Source organism: Sporomusa sp. 246TCP1 (genome assembly GCF_057319775.1).
Genome location: NZ_CM170492.1, coordinates 2,577,385 through 2,597,500 on the forward strand (window position 1 = coordinate 2,577,385; position 20,116 = coordinate 2,597,500).

Below are 20,116 nucleotides of genomic sequence, written 5' to 3' on the forward strand. Positions count from 1 at the left end.
AATCTCCTAATTGAATGATTCCCATACCATTTTCCGAGAAATAACCTGCGGAATATTATAAATAGTCTTTCGCTTCAATTCCGGAAACGGTAGCGGCTGCCGTGCTACCTGCCGCAGAGTTGCGTCTCTCCAGGCTTCCAAAATTACATGAGCATTGGTCCCACCGTCAGCAAAACAGTTAATGGCCGCCCCTAATGGGGTTTCCGACCAGGCGATTGCTTTTCGGCAGAAGGAAAAAGGCGATGCTACAATATCATAATGGGTCATCGCCTGCTGTCCAGAAATAAAAGGAGTAAATTGCCGGTAATGCAGCATTAATGCAACTTTAATTAAACTTGCCATCCCCTCAGCACACAACGGATGTCCGATATTAGGCTTAATCGAACCCAACCCTAAAGCAACCGAACTGTCAGATCGGTAAACAGCCTGGATGGCTTTCAGTTCAATCAAATCAGTAACCTCAGATCCTGATCCATTAGTTTCAATATAGCTGATTTCTTCCGATCTTTTGCCGCTTCTCGCCAATGCAGCCTGCATTACCGCTTTTTGCGCCTGAAGGTTAGGAGTCGCCGGACCCGCAGTCCGCCCGTCGTTATTGATGGCCGCCGCTTTAATCACAGCGTAAATGTGATCTCCGTCCTTAAGGGCTTGCTCCACTGTCTTTAATAAAACCAGCCCCACGCCTTCTCCCGGTACTACTCCCCCCGCCCGTTGATCAAAAACATGGAAATCCAAACCTTTATTTAATATTTTTCGTTGTTCAAATATCCGGTGCGCCGCGTCCGTAGTCAACAAACTTACTCCTCCGACAAGCGCTGAATCAATCTCCTCGCCCCGCAATGCCTGAATCGCCATATTCATCGCCGTTAGGGCCGAAGAACAGGCCGTATCCACCACCACGCTGGGACCACGTAAATCAAAAAATTGCGATATATTGGCAGCTAGGTAGTTCTGACCAACTGAGATAATGGGATTTCGCGCCTGGCGAAGCCTGACTTCGTCCGGCCGGTGCTGGCTGCGGGCACCAAGGTATACTCCGACTGGTTTACCCTTGATTTCCTGCGGGTAATATCCCGTATGATGCCATAGTTTAAGACTTTCTTCCAATACCACCAAAGCCTGCGGGTCCATCGCCCGCGCATCTTCTTCGGGAATCAGAAAAAAAGCGGGATCGAAATGGCTAATATCGTCTAATAAACCCGCATAAAATGATGTCGCATAACCCCATCGTTCCTCCGGCACAAGCCGTATAGCCGACCGGCCTTCTAACAACATCTCCCAATACCCATCCAATGAATCCGCCCCGGGAAAGCGGCAGGACAGCCCCACAATGGCAATGTCCGAATGATTAGCCGCTTGATAAGTTTTCTTGGTCAACTCTGTCGCCTGGATAATTGGCGCAACAGGCCGGTTATATGTTGCCGGCACCAACTTTTTAGCCAAAGCGGCGGCATAATTGCCTGTCAGCCGTGCTGCCAGCGACTCGATTGTGGAATATTCCAACATAAGCGAGGGATCTATGTCCTGGTCCAACAGTGCGTTAATTTGCCGCGATAATTGAACCAATAAAACCGAATCTATGCCATAATCTTGAAATGGAATATCTATGTCAAACTTTACCGGATCTATTTTTAATTCCCGGGCAAATAATGAACTCAACCAGGCTTGCGTGGCTTGTATAAGACTATCCGGACTTGGCGGAGAATCCGGCATATTGAAATTCCGGGACAAACCATCCAATGCAACGCTTCCGGCAATTCTGCGCTGCATCAGTTGCTGCGGTTGCCACAAGTCTGGGTTAACGACGGCAGGCATTACAACCGGACCTATGTTGCGGGCAAGGATATGATCCAGCAATTGCAAGCCTTCTTCATCTGCCATGCTCAATAGACCAGTCAGTTTATAAGCTTTGCTTTTAATTTCACCCATACCGGTGTCTTTCCAACTGGGCCATTGAATACTGATAACCGGACAATTGCCTGCAATGTTGGCAGTCGCAAAATAATCCATATACGCGTTGGCCATGGCGTAATCGCTTTGTCCCGCAGCCAAGGTGGGAATAATCGCCGAAACTGAAGAAAATAACACAAAAAACTTTAATGGCTCACTTTTAACACTTTGATAAAGGATTTCAAGTCCGTTAACTTTAGGACTCAACACCTGCTGAATTTTTGCAGGGGATTTACGGATAAACGCCGGACTTTCAAAATCACCAATTCCCGCGCAATGAATAATCCCTCCTATCAGCCCCAGCGTTCTCCTTATCTTTTCTATACTATTTTGCACAGCTTGTTCATCCGTCAACTGAACCGATAGGACCTGGACCTTCGCCCCCAGTGCTTCCAAAGCTTTTATTGCCTGAATCTTCTGCGCGGCGGAAGAATCCTGACCCTGAAAGCAATCCCACTGTTCCCGTGGCGGCAATGCCTCCCGTCCGGTAAGTACCAGAAGTTTGACCCCGTAATGCAATACAAAATGTTTGGCGCACAAATAGCCGATGCCGCGGGTTCCGCCAGTGATCAGGAGCACTTGATCTGCAGAAAACACCAATTCCGATTTTACCTGCTCCACCACCGGTTCAGCTTTAAGATGAGCCCGGTAACGAGCCCCGTTGTGATAGCAAACTTCCCCATCCTCACTGTCTACGTAAAACTCTGCGGCAATCTGTTTTGCCACCGCTGCCACATCCATATCCGGAGCCAAATCGACATGACGAGACCGCAGGTGACTGTATTCGCTTTGCAGCATACGGTACAATCCGGCGCGGCAAGCACCAGACAAATTAACGTCCGTCGTTTGGTGCGACTCCAACCCTTGGGTCGCACCAAGCAGCAGCAAGCCCTCCCGGTGTCCATACTCAACCAATCCCTGCAACCAGATGAGCAAATCGGGCCACTCGCTCCTTTTTTTGCCGCAGCCGGTAATATCCACACAGCCATCATATTTTTTCCAATTCTCGGCCTGAACAGATACCCGGCAGTCATCCATCGCCAAAATTTCATTCTCGGGAAAATAACGTGAAAGCTCGATAGCTAATTGGTACGTTTCCGCTGTTGTAAGAATAGCGATAGTACGGTTGAAGTGCTGCGTGGACGCAGCCGAACACAGTTCCCACTGTTTTTTCAGCAACCATCTTTCCCTTGGTACTAAGCAGACTCTGTCATTCTGAGTGGAAACTTCCATCGCATTATCCTCTTGGCTGACTTCAGGCACCCAGTAGCGTTCCCTGGCAAAAGGATATGTTGGCAGACTAATCCGGCGGGGCTTTGTCTGCCCATACAGTTGATTCCAGTCAAATACCAAACCTTTGGTCCAAAGATCGACAAGTTTAGCAAATTTCCCTTTGGTTACCCACGCAACGATTGTATTCGCCATGTCATCATCAGCGGCAAAAACAGCCATGGTCTCCTTATTGCGTTTGACTTGCCCCCGGTATAAGTCTTCAACATCATCCCGCCCGGCTAAAAAATCGGCCAGTTTTTCTTCAAGTTCGGTAATTGAGCCTACTATCAGCCCCAGACGTTCTTCCATAGCCTCGCGCCCCACCTGCAGGGTATAGGCCAGATCTGCCAAGCTGTCAGCGTGCCACGCAACAACTGCAGACAGCAGTTGTTGCACCTGCGTTTTAAGCTGTTGTTCGCTTTTTGCCGATAATACAACTATTGCCGGACTGTCGGCGGTAATTGTTATTGACGGCTGCACCTGATCTTTAGGTATGTATTCTTCCAGCACTATGTGGGCATTCGCGCCGCCGGCGCCAAAAGCAGATATGCCGGCAAGCCGCGGACATTCCCTGATTTGACCGTCGACCTCGATTATCGGGCGTTTCCATTCGGCAAGTTCTTGTTGAACCACAAACGGGGTATTGCTGAAATCAATGTTGGGGTTAAGTGCCCGGGAGTGCAACGACGGCGCTATCTGGCGATGTTTAAGCTGCATCAGCACTTTTGTCACGCCGGCAATACCTGCCGCGCTCTCGCAATGCCCAATGTTCGATTTGACTGAGCCGATGGCGCAAAACTGTTTGTCTGTTGTATATTCCTGGAAAACCTTCTGCAACCCTGCTATTTCGATTGGATCCCCTAGCACCGTCCCGGTGCCGTGTGCCTCGATATAGCTGACAGTCTTTGGATCTATACCGGCTTCCAAAAAAGCCTTTCTTATAACGCCGGCCTGGGCGTTGGGATTAGGCACCGTGTATCCGTTGGTTTTTCCGCCATGATTGATTGCGGTTGCTTTGATAATACCGTAAATGTGATCCCTGTCGGCAACAGCCTTGGCGAGCGGTTTCAGTAATACCGCACCGACCCCTTCTCCCGGCACATAACCGTCGCCTCCTAGGCCAAAACTTTCGCATCGCCCCTTGCTAGAGACAAACTTGCCCTGTCCAAGAAACAGGTATTTATTAGGATGAATTGAAACATTGACGCCTCCGGCAATTGCCATTTCGCAATCGCCCCGCAGCAAACTCTGACGCGCCAGATGAATTGCCGTCAACGAGGAAGAGCACATGGTATCCACCGCCATGCTGGGACCATGCAAATTGCAAAAATATGACACCCGATTGGCTATTGAAGCCGGAATCCCCCAGACAGCCGCCGTCTGCCCCTGGATTGTCCGCTGGGCACCATATAACTGGTATTCTTCGTACATTACTCCCACATAAACTCCGACATTTCCCTCCAACCCAGTTCCCTTGCAAGCGGCAAGATTTTCCCTGGTGTAACCAGCATCCTCCAAAGTTTCATAGACGCATTCCAAAAACAAGCGCTCCTGAGGATCCATGATTTCCGCTTCACGGGGCGAAATATTGAAAAACAGCGGATCAAATAAATCCACGTCTTGTAAAAAGCCGCCCCATTTACTATAGGTTTTTCCCGGTTTAGTCCTGTCTTCGTCAAAATATAGGCTGTGGTCCCAACGCTCTCTGGGAATCTCGGTAATACAGTTCCTGCCTTCCCGTAAATTTTTCCAAAATTCGTAAATATTTTTCGCACCCGGATAGCGTCCGGCTATGCCGATAATTGCAATATCTGAAGTTTCCGTCGCAATCCGTAACCTGGAAGTAAGAGGGGAAAAATGTGAGCGCCACTCTCTGCCTTGCAATATTACAGGTTCAGCCGTATTCCTGGCATCGGCGGGATTTCCTCCTGTTGCCGCCGTTTCCTGAATGCCCGCCAATTCTACTAGCTGGTTGTGGTGCAGTTCAAGAAAATACCCGGCTAGTTCCTGAATGTTATGGTATTCAAAAAACAACGTTTTCGGCAGTGAGCCAAACACCTTTTCCAGTTGGTTAGTCAATTGCATGGTCATGATTGAATCTATTCCGTATTTCTCAAACGGATCACTTGCTTCAAGCCGACTTAACGGCAGCTTGAGAACAGTTGACAGCAATTTTTTTAGATAAGTTGTCGTTTTTCCCTTAAGAAAATCCTGATTTAAACTAGGTAATGTCTTTTCTTCTGTTCTCGCCGACATTGAGTACCTTTCTCCAATCTCTGGCAACGACTGCCCCAACCGCTCCAAAACAGCACTCTTACACACAGTAAGCAGATATGCGGTAATTTTGTGAATAGTTGGTTGTTCATAAAACAGGGTCGGAGTCAATTCCAGTTTGTACTCCTGGTTGATCGCATTAATCAGATCATTCAACATAATCTGATCAAATCCATACTCTATCAATATACTGTCAGCGTCAATATCTTCCATATTAACATTAAGCGATCTGGCGACCTTTCCCGTTAAAAATAATTGTATTTTTTCCGTAAGTCCACTGCATTCGTTTCCTATAACAGCCAAACCGGCCAAATTACCACCTTTTCTCTCTTGCATATCGATAAATGCCACTGGCGACAACAGTTTCTGCTTCAATCGGGTGGTATTTCCCTTTAGCACCATCATTTGATCCTGACCTGACGCCAAAGCTTGGTACAAAGCCAAGATACCGGTTTCGGTCGGCAGAGCCGCCATACCCGTTTCCTGCAGCATCATCTCTTTTGTTTCCTTGGCAACTTGCATGCCGCCTTCTTGCCACAGCGGCCAATTGATTGACAATGTTTGTCCATACCGCTGTCCCGCTGCTGCTAAAGAGTTCCGGTACTTAGCATATGCGTCCATAAAGCTGTTTGCGGCAGAATAGTCAGCCTGCCCAACATTCCCGAAACTTCCCGCTATCGAGGAAAAAAGCAGAAAAAAATCAAGTTGAAATTTTTTACTTGCCTCATCAAGGTTTACCAATCCTGAAACCTTAGGTGCTATAACATCTCCTAACTCATCCTTAGTCTTCTTGAGAATGTAATTATCCCGTATTATTCCTGCGCAATGAATAATGCCGTCAATTCTCCCGAAAGCATCTTGAATATTACGGAATAACGCGGCGACAGCCTGGGCATCAACTACATCAACTTGCTTGTATATAACCCTTGCACCAAGTGTTTTCAATTCCCTTATCTTCTCTTGCTGAGCCTCACTAAGTTCCGAGCGACCGATAAGAAACACCGTCGCATCTTTAATTCTGCCAGCAATTTCTTTAGCCAAAATAAAACCTAAACCGCCAGTACCGCCAGTAATCAAATAGATCCCCTGATTTTTCCAGGGGATTTTTGTTGCTTCCAGAAAAGCCTCCGTTTCATCCCAGCCAGCTACCCATCGTTTTCCGTCCTGATAGCGAATCCGGCTGTCCTGGGGAAAACTGCTGTTGGTTTTCAGTATTTCGATAATTCCCTCCATAATGTCTAATTCAATTAGTTGCCCGACTAATTGCGGGTTCTCCAAATGTGCAGTCTTTATCAGCCCAGAAAATCCGGCAAAGAGTTGTCGCTCATCGTTAATTGGTACTACAATTTGTACCAGAACTCTACCCAAAGATTTTTCTTTGAGAATTTTTTGTATCTCGCCAAAAATCTGAGCTGTGTAATCCTGAAACCGTTCAGCTATATTTTGCCGCCGTGACATCTGCAACGTAACACAGTGCACGCCTTTTTTCGAGATTTCAGTGCTGTTTTGGCAAACACCATCCACCTCGCAGAAAATTGCCAAACGCTGGTCATAGACGATTGGATCAATGCCCGAAAGAATTGCTTTTTCTTTCCAGCATGGATAAAGGGTTAACGTGCCATTTGCTGCTGAAGATTCTGTAGTGTTTCTCGCTTCTTCCATAACTCTCGTTGTGTATCCCCTCATCCGAAGCCGAATCACACCTTGATCATCGCATAAATCTATATCAAACTTTGGCATTTTACCACTTGTTTCGCTGCTGGATTTGTAACGAATGTATGCCCACTGTACTGACAGGCAGTTGTCGAAGACTTCAAGCTCTTGCATAGCAAAAGGCAGCGCTAGTCTGCTTTCCCCGGAATTAATCAGTAACGCAGCCTGTAAAGCCGCATCTACAATACTTGGATGTATTACGAAATGTTCTTTCATCTTCGCAACGGCAGTTGGCATAGCCAGCCTCGCCAAAATTTGTTTCGAGCCAATAAACACTTTTTCAATTCCCTGATGCCCGGGACCATACTCAAGGCCCATAGCCCGAAAAGCCTCATAACATTGATGGGAACTGATACTGTTTTGGCACTCAGCCTGAATAGCTGCCAAATCCAAGCAAAGCAGCGCTGCCTTCGGACTTAACATAGCACTGCCTTGGCTGTAAACAACATATTCGGAATCATTATCCCGCTGCTGACTGTAAATTTCATAAGTAAATTGGCCGCTGACCTCGGGACATAGTCCAATATGTAACCGGATAGGCCACGCCCCCGAACTAACAGGTCTGATCCAAACTATATTTTTGAGACAGATAATATTCCGGTCACTGCTCCCTAGTCCTGCCAATTGCGCTACCGCCGCCCGCGCCATTTCCAAATGTACCACCGCAGGCAGTATCTTTTGCCCATTTATCATATGGTCAGCCAAGAAAGTTTCCTGTCCCGTAAAAATCGAACTAAAACGTAACTCTGTGACATTGGATGTATTCTCATGCAATAAAGGGTGAATTATCTTTGTCGTCTCCTGACTCAGTATTCCCCCGCCGACGTTGCCGCTGGTCTTAGGTAGCCAATAATGCTCCCTGAAAAAGGGATATGTGGGCAACTTGACGCGAATTCTCCGCTCATGCCCACATAATAAATCCAAATTTAGATCATAACCTTGAGTATACAAATCCGCTAAAGCCAATAGCTTATTACGATATTCCTGATTACTTACATTCTGGTCAACACTCATATCTTTAAGAATGGTCTGTCCCATTTCGGCAAAAACCGGCTGAATCTGTTTTTCTTGCTTGACACTATTACCATAAAAACAGCCCTCACTCCGCCCTTTTTCCGAAATAACTTTGAGTTTTTCCAGAAATTCCGAAATATCTTCGACTACATAAGCCGCTCTAACATCGAAATGTTCCCTACCTAACATCAGAGTAGCGCTAATATCAGCTAAATTATAATTCTGTCCTTCCCCTTCAAGCCAGTGCGCCATGTCTTGCTCCTTTTGCCGTAAAACGTCTTCGGTTTTACCTGATAAGCAAATCAAGTAATAAGGACTTTTCTTTATTGGAAGTCTGGTAATAGGGGGCGCCTCTTCCAGAACCGCATGCACATTAGTCCCGCCTGATCCAAAACTGCTCACCCCGGCACGTCTCAAAGCCTGATTTTCCGGCAAAGTCCAAGACTGGTTCTTGCTTACGATGTAAAAAGGAGTTTTGTCCAAACTGATGTGGGGGTTTAATTCGCGAAAATTTAGCGAAGCGGGCAGCATCCGCCGCTGCAGGCACAGTATAGCTTTCAATAGGCCGGCTATACCGGACGCGGCTTCCAAATGGCCAATGTTGGTCTTAATGGAGCCAAGTCCGCATGAGGGGTTTTGCATGCTCAGCCCATTTTTCGCCAACAGGGAAAATGCTTCTTTTAGTCCGCTAATTTCTATGGGATCACCTAATGAAGTACCTGTGCCATGTACTTCAATATAGCCGACCGTTTCCGGCGTAAAACCCGCTGAATTATAAGCTTCCACTAGTAAAGCGGCTTGTTTCCCCGGATTTGGCACTGTCAGTCCGCCTGCCTGTCCGCCATGATTTATTGCTGTGCCCTTTATTACGGCAAGTACTGAATCCTGGTCACGGATAGCCTGATCCAACGGCTTCAACAGCAGCAGCACCGCTCCCTCGCCGCGCACATAGCCGTTGGCTGATTTGTCGAACGTTTTGCATTTTCCGTCTTTGGACAGCATTCCGGCTTTGTAGTAGGCGATACTGTTCGCCGGATGACAAATGACATTGACGCCGCCAACCAAAGCTTGTTCGCATTCTCCCATCTGTAGCGATTTTACCGCTTCGTGAACAGCCACCAAAGAACTGGAACAGGCGGTATCAATCTGCATACTGGGACCGCAGAAATCGTAAAAGTATGAAATCCGGTTCGCCAGTACTGCCATGGATGTTCCAGTTCCGTAATAAGCTTCAATTTCAGACAAATGCCTGTCAAGCAGGCGGTTGTAATCAGACCCGCTGGCGCCAATGAACACTCCGGTCTTGCTGCCGGCCAGCATCCTGACCGGATATCCGGCATTCTCCAAACATTCCCAGCTTAATTCCAGCATAATTCGCTGCTGTGGATCGGTTAACTCCGCTTCTCGGGGAGATATACGGAAAAATGCGGCGTCAAAACCGGTCACATCATCCAAAAAACCGCCTCTGTTAATTCCACGGTGTTCTTTGTCCGGATTGATGTCTTCCGACCATTTAATTCTTTGCGGTGGAGCTGTGCTAATCGCATCTTTACCTCTTATCAGCAAATCCCATAACTGATTACTATTTCTAATTTTTCCCGGCAGACGGCAAGCCGTTCCTATAACTGCTATCCCGCTCAGTGACTGTAAACTAGCTGTTGCAATCGCCGGTTTTTCCTTATCACTGTTATTACATTGTTTTTGTTGGGAGACATCACTATCTCCGGTTACCTTTTCATCGGTTTCATCCTTTATTTGATTAATGTATTCTTGCAAATATGTGATAATTTGTTCCGGTGTATTGTGTTTAAAGAAAAACGTCGGTTCAAGCGCTAGTTGGTACTTATAACTAATTTGCTCGTTAAGTTCAAGTAAATCCGCTGAATCAAGTCCCATTTCCATTAACGGCCGCTCCAAGAAAAAATTTTCTGCTGCTGTTCCTAAAATGGAGCTTATTACCTCGGCAATAAATTTTTCGGTAGAATTACGCTTGGTCGGGAACCCTTCAACCGCCTTTTCTGAAAGCGAGCCACCCTCCTCAAGACTGCAACATTGCCGATTAATTACGTCATATTCCACTAAAACGCCATATCCCCGGTTATCCTTATCTTTTGGCCGATATTCAGGTACCAATTCTATAATCCGCCCGCCATGCAGTTCGTGAAACCGTAATATAGTGTCGACCAATCTCCCTTGGGCATTACGAAACTTGATATATTCTGTAGGCAAAATGGCGGAGTGTTTAGGATAGTTCTTGCATCTCGTAACAGCAACCACTTTTTCGATCCCATTCATCCGGCTGCATAATTGCAATCTAAACTCCAGTAGTTGATTGCCCAAATTCTTATGCTGCGCTTCAGGCAAAATGTTAATAGCCAATAAATGGACTACTTTTCCGTCTGCCTGGTGGAGATTTTCTACCGTTCTAAGCGAAGCGGTTTTTAAACTCTCCGGGGCAGCAATGCGCTGAGAGTAGATGACGCCTACTACTTGATTGCCAAATTCCAGCACAAGCTGCCCTTCCGGATATCGTTTTATTCTTTTGGCAAGAACTGATATAGGCCTCTGCAATTCCGAATTCCAGCATTTTTTTTCTAATTGCTCAAGAACCGGCAAATCAGTTTCCCGAGCATACCGAATCTTATACTCTCTTTGTTCCAAATGATTAATCGACACTTGATTAAGTGGCAGCGTCGCAGGGTATTTAGAAAAATAATGCCCGCTGGGAAACATACCCGCCGCCGCCGCTGTCAACAGAAATTTGTCCGCTGGCACCGATAAATGCCGGGAAAATTGATGAACCGCATCACAGGGGACATGCTCTATCCTGTTCCAGTAATCCCGGGCTATTTCAGGTTCGAAACAATGTTTTTCAAATATAATAAGACCATGTTTGCCTAATAGCTGAGTCCATCGTTTAAAATGCTCCATTGTGCTTTGCAGAACTGAATCTCCTGGTATTTCATCACCGTTCTCATCAACATATGCGGCACCCCATGAAATATTCGGCCAAATGTTACCGTCAACTGGCGGTACAAAGTTACGCCGGTGGTCTTGAAAATAGCGAATATGCAGTATGCTGTCCGGATCATGAATTCCGGCTGCCTGTAAGTCAGCCATCAACTGCAGCGGATTGGCGACATCGCCTTTTAAGACTATGTAGTCAATATTTTCTAACGTATTGGCCGTTTCCGCTAATGCATGTTCATCCCAACTAACTCCGATCATTTTTAGGGGATACTTGTCGAGAACCTTACCGCGTGCGGACTTAGCTTTAACAATTTCGTAGATATATTTAAGAAGCGTGCCGTTTCCACACCCTATATTCACTATATATTTAGGTTGTTCGGCCAAAGATCTGGTATTAAATATGCAAAGAATAATCTCCTCCATGTTGGAAAGCCACTGTTCCTGCCGGAAACTATCGTCGTTTGATGAAAGAATGGATTTACACTCACCAAAAATCAGTTTGGGAATGTGTGGAATCAGTGCCCGAAGTTCTGCGAGATCCTTGCTCCAAACAGCTATCCTCTCAACAAGAAACCGACCCGTATCGGTAAAAACAAATTCGCCCATATCTTGCGATAACCAGTCCTGATTTATAAACAAACCTGTAATTTCTTCCTTAGCTGGAGAATTTAGTTTGGTCAGCAATGACGTGGCCGAACCGTCTAACAATCCTGTTTCTTGCAAAGCAAGAAACAGGGGGATTACCAATACGCCATCGAGGAAATTTGCCAATACCGGGTTGTTGATATCCCATCTCCGTCTAATCAATTCCATCCATTTACCGAGTCCATATTCTGTCGTATTTTTATTTAAATAGTCATTCATGGAAAAGTTAATTAGCTCGGTAATATCTTCAGGAATATTTTTCTGAATACTAGACTCTTCTGTTAACAGGTACTCGTTTGCACTGGTTCTCGATACCCAGTTCAAAGATTCCAGCATCTGCAATGCTACTCGACAATGTCCGCTGTTGGCTTGCAGATTTTGGGCAAGCTCTGTGAAACGACAGGCATGAACTGAACTCATGCTTTCAAAAAGTCCATGTCTCTTACAGGCATGGACAACAGAAATAAACACATAGCCATATGCGTAGTCATTAAAAATACCAAACATGTTTACACCCCATTTTTTAATGATATAGCAAACTCCCTATCCCTCAAACGATTTTGAGTACTTTAAACATCCGAATTATATCCTTTTGCTTTTTTTCGGAATCAATGAAAATCCCCCCTGTCAACACTGAACAGGAGGGTTCCTTAAACTTCTCCCCTGATACTTTTAGATTCCACTCAACACAAAACCTTGCAAGCGATGATTAAGCAATTCTGCTGTCTCTGTCATAAGTTTTTCACCAATTTGATCGATATGACGATTTTTCCAGTTTTCCAGCGCCGTTCCCTTAACCCATTGATTAAATGCGCCTAACGCCGGTCCACAATAAATTTGATAATCCAATTTGGATTCGTCACTACCTGTTAAAGCAAGACGATTACTATACCCAAAATACCATCTAAAAATTAAAGCCATCTTGTGTTTAGGGCTACGTTCTGCTCGCTCAATTTCTTGGTAAGAATACAAGGCTTTAACATCTTCATAGATTTCTTCAAAACTCTTTTTAAAATACTTGTCCTGAAGCTGCTTCTTTGTCTTTTCGTCAATCTCGTCAAGTGAATTATATTGCCGAAATAATTCGTATAGCTTGTTTGCGCGGGCTGGAAAAAACAGTCCTTTTTTCAATACCTGAACTTTAGCACCAAGTTCAAACATATCACCAGATGGCGCATATTCAGTATCCTGAACATTCATTTGCTGTAATAAATTTTTCACTATGTCACTGGTGCCAGCCTCCACCGTACATTGGTTAATGGAGCCGGTAACGATAAAGTCAGCACCCATTATAAATGCTGCTGCAGCGGCTTCAGGAGTTCCAATACCGCCAGCGGCGCCAACACGCACTTGATTACGATACTGATACCTTTCCATCATTTCGTCTCGCAATTTTATCATCGCCGGCATCAAAGCGTATGCCACGCTGCCATCCGTGTGACCTCCGGAGTCCGCCTCAGCACAAATATCATCAGTCATAGGAATTTCCTTTAGTAAGTTAGCCTGTTCTTGAGTAATCTTGTTTTGAGTCAGAAGTTTTGTGACGATCCTTTCCGGGGCTGGACTTAAAAATGCTTCCGCCACCTCCGGGCGGGATACTTTTGCAATAATCTTGTTGGTAGTGGTGACCTTGCCCTGTTTATCCCGAGCTAATCCTTGGGCGCGATATTTTACTAAAGTCGGCGTTATACTTAAAAAAGCTGCTGCTTCAATATGCTTAACTCCGTATTCAAGAAAAATGTCTATCATTCTTTCTTCCTTTTCAGGGTCGAGGATATTATGTACTAAATTCATTCCATAAGCTTGTCCAGCGTCAAGCGCTTTTTGGATATACCGAATTCCATCTTTAATTTGAGCTAATTCCAGGCCGCCTGTACCGAAGAAACCCATCATACCAGTTTCTCCCATTTTTACAACTATTTCTTTGGAAGCAACGCCTCGATACATTCCACCGCTTAAATATGCATATTTAAGCTTATAGTCTTTTTTAAACTGCGCACTTCCTAACGATGTAGGGGTAATGCAAAAAGGAGTTCCATTGGTTGTTCTTGCATCATCAATTGCTTGTACCTCGGCGTATCTTTTAGCTTTCATTTGTTGGTTTTTGCTTACTAAGCTGTCTTTACATTGAGTTTCTTTCTCCATAATACATTCGTCAATATCATCGTTTTTTATTATTAGTGGCTCTGCTTCCCTCTTAATACGGCGTACCAATCCACTTAATACATTGCCTGGGCCAATCTCTTCAAATTCCATTTCCCCACGGCTCATCAAATATCTAACACTTTCCGTCCATTTAACCGGACTTGTCATTTGATCAATCAAATTTTGTTTTATAGCTGAAAACCGATAAGGTCTGGCATGAACATTTGAAATTACAGGAATCGTTACATCAGAAAACTTATAGTCATCCAAAAATACTTTAAACTCTTCTTTAGCTCCCGACATATACCGGGAATGAAACGCTCCACTCGTTTTTAAAGGAATAAACATTGCCACATCTTTAACCGTCTCAAAAATATCCTTTGCTTTTCCAATTTCAGTTTTTAACCCTGAAATTACTATTTGCGTAGGCGAATTAAAATTAGCCATCTCTATATTCTGTAGATTATTCTGTTGTAACACAGCAGCAATTTGTTCCTGATCTAAACCAATGACTGCCGCCATTCCGCCGCTTGTAGCATGGCTCATTAACTCCCCTCTTTTTTTAACCAGCTCTAATCCTGTTTCAAAATCAAAGACTCCTGCTGCAAAAAGCGCGTTATATTCGCCTAAACTGTGCCCCGCAGCATAGTCAGGCTTTTTACCGGCTTCAGCAACCCTTTTTAGATAACTTAATGCATTAATAACGTATAAGGCAGGTTGGGTAAATTGGGTTTGACCTAAATTCCCGTATGGATCTTCCAGACAAAGCTGCTTAATTGAATAGCCTAGAATACAGTCTGCTTTTGCTACTAACTCTTTAAACTCATCAAATAGTGCTTCCCCCATTCCTCTACACTGGGAACCTTGCCCGGGGAAAATGTAAACAATCATTATTATTCCTCCTTAGTTAATACACTCATCTAATCTTGTTAATTTTTTTATTTCCTGGTCAAAAGAGCAAAAATATCAAAGATCCGGGATGCATTTTTTAAAATTTTCCAACGTCCCTAATGGTCCCAAATCAATATAATTGAAATGAGTTTCACAAGTTTTTTGTACTGCCTCTTGAAAGTGAATTGGCTCTGGTGACTACATCCCAGAAATAGCTTGAAGTAACACAATTTAACCGAAGAAGACTGTCAAATAAACAGGATTATGGGTAATTTCGTGCACAAAATGACAACGTGGATAAATAACTACTATATTCAGCTTCAGCTTGGTCAATATTTGAAAAATGAAATCCATACCGTACAGAAAGTGTAAGGTATGAATTCCCTGAAATAACAAAATGGAAATCATAATTAACTGCAGCAAGTTGGGAATGGCGGTACCTCTCTAATAACAAACATGTTAGATCGTGAATAATCGCAATCATACTTCCAACCTGGCAATGACTACGAAATAATTCAGCCTCTTACATGTTTTGCATTGATTGACATTAATGGAATACAATGCTATACTCACTATATTTGAATGAAAACTATCTAAACATTATAAATAAATAGGGTGAATTCCATGACTAATTGTAAAGTTTATCCTTTGTATTTAAAATCGTTGTTTTTCAAAAATTACAGTTACCTTATTATTGATGATAATACACATCTTGCTGCCATTGTCGATCCGTCTTGGGAATTAGAAACCATTGAGCTTTTCCTTAAAAAATTAGATGCCCACCTAGAAATGATATTATTAACTCATTCCCATTTTGATCACATAAATCTTGTTCAACCACTTGTTAAAAAATATAAACCGCAAGTATTAATGTCATCGCAGGAAATAGATTATTATAATTTCAAATGTGATAATTTGATTTCGGTTGAGCATATCGATTCGTTCAAACTGGGGAATAATAACATAGACTGCATTTTAACTCCCGGTCATACTACTGGAAGCATGTGTTTTCTTTTAGCGCACTATGTATTTTTTACTGGAGACACAATATTTATTGAAGGCTGCGGCTCATGCAATACGGACGGCGGAGATCCGGAAGCGATGTTTCATAGTATTCAAATGATTAAGAATACTATACCGCCCGAAGTATTGATATATCCTGCTCATTCATATGGCAAAACACCAGGCTATCCGTTAAGTTACCTCCTCAAAAAGAACATATATTTTCAAATTGAACAACTAGAACATTTCGTAACATTTCGCATGCGTAAAAATCAAAATAATTTGCTCAATTTTTATTAAACAAACAACAAACCCTCTATTTAAGAATAATCATTAAATGAGGGTTATTATTTATAACTATGGTGTTTGTGAATACAAAATACAAATAAGGAATAGGGCATACGATGACCATTAAGGTATAAATAATACCCAGAGCATTCCTCTCATTTATGACTTTTCTCCTTGTTTCTCCGCGCCTCCGCTGGTAGAAACTTCAGAAAAAATTTGTCAAATTCTCACTCATCAGTATCAGTTTTGTTACTTCGGTCTGGCATTTCCCGTTTGGTAATTATGTTGGGGTTTTTCCACACACCACCAAGTTCTTACGGTTCTACCGGTAGAGGCTTTTAATCAATGGCTCAAATCCACACCAAAAATTCTGTCACTACTCTACATTGATTTTCCGCCTTCTCAATTTCACAGATTTCTATAATCTTTCCAGATGGGCCATGATGCCCTAACACTGTAAAGCGGCAAAAAATTACAAATTAAAATGCTAGTTATATGTGATATTTCTAATTTTTTTCTTTAATGGGAAATATTATATATTACATATTCTCTACTACCCATAAAATTCCTTCTTAAATTCTTCGAGTAATCAAATACTTTAATATGCAGTCTGTTTAGGACATGCTACCATCGCTTTTTACCCAAAATAAAAAACGCATTCACTCATGCAAATGCGTTTACCAATATCTAATGTGGTTCCTCAAGTAGTACTTAAACCTATAACTAATCGGTTAACAACCGATTGTTCTACCAAATAAGCTACCGAGAAATGTATTCGACAATCGTTTTACGACTTTCGATCTAACGTTTCATCATATTAAAGTATATTCCCTAAAAACTTCACAGAAGATAAGCAACGAACCAGATTATTAGGAGCGTCAGCGACGCTAGAAACTGTGTGAGTCGCTTATAGTTCCAAGCGTTAGCGTGGAACTTCCTTGCTCACGGCAGTGTTGTTAAGTCAAGTCCTCGGCCTATTAGTACCAGTCAGCTGCATGGATTGCTCCACTTCCACATCTGGCCTATCTACCTTGTAATCTACAAGGGGCCTTACTTCTTTCGAATGACAGACCTCATCTTAAGGCTGGTTTCACGCTTAGATGCTTTCAGCGTTTATCCTTTCCGAACGTAGCTACCCAGCTCTACTCCTGGCGGAATAACTGGTACACCATTGGTTCGTCCACTCCGGTCCTCTCGTACTAGGAGCAGTTCCCTTCAAGTCTCTTACGCCCGCGATGGATAGGGACCGAACTGTCTCACGACGTTCTGAACCCAGCTCACGTACCACTTTAATGGGCGAACAGCCCAACCCTTGGGACCTACTTCAGCCCCAGGATGTGATGAGCCGACATCGAGGTGCCAAACCTCCCCGTCGATATGGACTCTTGGGAGAGATTAGCCTGTTATCCCCAGGGTAGCTTTTATCCGTTGAGCGATGGCCCTTCCACTCGGTACCACCGGATCACTAAGCCCGACTTTCGTCCCTGCTCGACTTGTCTGTCTTGCAGTCAAGCTCCCTTCTGCCTTTACACTCTTCGCGCGATTTCCATCCGCGCTGAGGGAACCTTTGGGCGCCTCCGTTACTCTTTCGGAGGCGACCGCCCCAGTCAAACTGCCCGCCTGACACTGTCCTCAGCGTCGTTACTTCTTGAGTTAGAATTCCAGTAAATAAAGGGTGGTATCCCAACATTGACTCCATCAAGACTAGCGTCCTAATTTCTAAGTCTCCCACCTATCCTGTACATCATTTACCAAAACTCAATGTCAGGTTGCAGTAAAGCTCCATGGGGTCTTTCTGTCCAGTCGCGGGTAACCTGCATCTTCACAGGTATTTCAATTTCACCGGGTCCCTCGTTGAGACAGTGCCCAAGTCGTTACACCTTTCGTGCGGGTCGGAACTTACCCGACAAGGAATTTCGCTACCTTAGGACCGTTATAGTTACGGCCGCCGTTTACCGGGGCTTCAATTCACAGCTTCGAGTTACCTCTAACCGCTCCTCTTAACCTTCCGGCACCGGGCAGGTGTCAGCACCTATACGTCAGCTTTCGCTTTAGCAGGCACCTGTGTTTGTGGTAAACAGTCGCTTGGGCCTCTTTTTTGCAACTCATTTTCGCTTCGATCGTTTCGAATCTACACGATATATAAGCTCCCCTTTTCCCGAAGTTACGGGGACATTTTGCCGAGTTCCTTAACGAGGGTTCTCCCGCGCACCTTAGGATTCTCTCCCCGCCTACCTGTGTCGGTTTACGGTACGGGCACCTATTATCTCACTAGAAGCTTTTCTTGACAGTGTGGGATCAATCAATTCACCGTTATTGCTAACAGCTACCCATTACTTCTCAGGTTTCAGCAGAGCGGATTTGCCTGCTCTGCACCCTACAAGCTTAGACGCGAATTTCCATCCTCGCGCTCATTTACCCTACTGTGTCACTCCATCGCTCAAACGACTTTAGGTGGTACTGGATTTTTAACCAGTTGTCCATCGCCTACGCATCTACGCCTCGGCTTAGGTCCCGACTTACTCTGAGCGGACGATCCTTCCTCAGAAATCCTTAGGCTTTCGGTGGACAAGATTCTCACTTGTCTTTTCGCTACTCATACCGGCATTCTCACTTCTTATCAGTCCACATGTCCTTCCGGTCATGCTTCACCCCGATAAGAACGCTCCCCTACCCAGCGCGTTAGCGCTGCTGCAGCTTCGGTTCCGTGCTTTAGCCCCGGACATCTTCGGCGCACAATCTCTCGACCAGTGAGCTATTACGCACTCTTTAAATGGTGGCTGCTTCTAAGCCAACATCCTGGTTGTTTCGGAAATTCCACATCCTTTGCCACTTAGCACGGCATTGGGGACCTTAGCTGGCAGTCTGGGCTGTTTCCCTTTTGACTACGGATCTTATCACTCGCAGTCTGACTCCCAGGTTAAAGTATATCCATTCGTAGTTTGACAAGGTTCAGTAATCTATAAGACCCCTAGCCCTATCAGTGCTCTACCGTCTATACTCATTACCTGAGGCTAGCCCTAAAGCTATTTCGGGGAGAACCAGCTATCTCCGCGTTCGATTGGCATTTCACCCCTATCCACAACTCATCCCAAAGCTTTTCAACGCTCACGGGTTCGGTCCTCCACGCATTTTTACCTGCGCTTCAACCTGGCCATGGATAGATCACTGCGGTTTCGGGTCTACAATAACTAACTATCGCCCTATTTAGACTCGCTTTCGCTTCGGCTCCGTGTTTCCCACTTAACCTCGCTAGTTACTGTAACTCGCCGGTTCATTCTTCAATAGGCACGCCGTTGACCACATAAGGGTCTTCGACTGCTTGTAGACATACGGTTTCAGGTTCTCTTTCACTCCCCTCCCGGGGTGCTTTTCACCTTTCCCTCACGGTACTATGCGCTATCGGTCGCCAAGGAGTATTTTGCCTTGGAGGGTGGTCCCCCTGCTTCCCACAGGGTTCCTCGTGTCCCGTGGTACTCTGGATTCTGACCCTCAAACTCTGCTTTTCGCTTACAGGGCTGTTACCTTCTGTGGCCTACCTTTCCAGGTAGTTCGACTAAGCCTGGTTTGATTGTTGTCAGTCCTCAACCCCAAATCACCGAAGTGATTTGGTTTGGGCTCTTCCCCGTTCGCTCGCCGCTACTTAGGGAATCTCAATTGATTACTTTTCCTCCGGGTACTTAGATGTTTCAGTTCCCCGGGTGCCCTCCTAACTTACGTTAGGTGACGGTGCATTACCACCGCCGGGTTCCCCCATTCGGAAATCCAGGAGTCAAAGCTTGCTTGCAGCTCTTCCTGGCATATCGGAGCTTACCCCGTCCTTCGTCGGCTCTTGGCGCCTAGGCATCCGCCGTATGCCCTTAGTAACTTGACTTATTTAGTCTTGTTGCTACATACTTTGTCGACTGTCTATAAACGGCCATCTGCGTTGTTGCTACTGTGCTCCGGTGCT

At 44.8% G+C, this 20,116-nt stretch carries 3 protein-coding genes and 1 rRNA gene; 1 reads left to right on the forward strand and 3 read right to left on the reverse strand.

All coding sequences use genetic code 11. From position 1 onward, the window contains the following. Positions 1 to 6: 6 nt before the first annotated feature. Both AC1ECB_RS12230 and fabD read right to left on the reverse strand, forming a co-directional pair. Entirely contained in the window at positions 7 to 12,345 is a 12,339-nt protein-coding gene (locus AC1ECB_RS12230) for an SDR family NAD(P)-dependent oxidoreductase (RefSeq protein ID WP_485668948.1), read from the reverse strand. 165 nt (positions 12,346 to 12,510) lie between these two features. Then, positions 12,511 to 14,874: an ACP S-malonyltransferase gene (fabD, locus tag AC1ECB_RS12235; RefSeq protein WP_485668949.1), complete on the reverse strand. Its 2,364-nt coding sequence runs from the start codon at positions 14,872 to 14,874 to the stop codon at positions 12,511 to 12,513. A gap of 624 nt (positions 14,875 to 15,498) precedes the next feature. Between fabD and AC1ECB_RS12240 the strand changes: the two genes are divergently transcribed. Next, a complete protein-coding gene (locus tag AC1ECB_RS12240; protein WP_485668950.1) occupies positions 15,499 to 16,176 on the forward strand; it encodes an MBL fold metallo-hydrolase in 678 nt (225 codons plus the stop codon). Positions 16,177 to 17,121: 945 nt separating this feature from the next. Here AC1ECB_RS12240 and AC1ECB_RS12245 read toward each other — a convergent pair. After that, a 23S ribosomal RNA gene (locus AC1ECB_RS12245) occupies positions 17,122 to 20,038 on the reverse strand. Positions 20,039 to 20,116 lie beyond the last annotated feature (78 nt).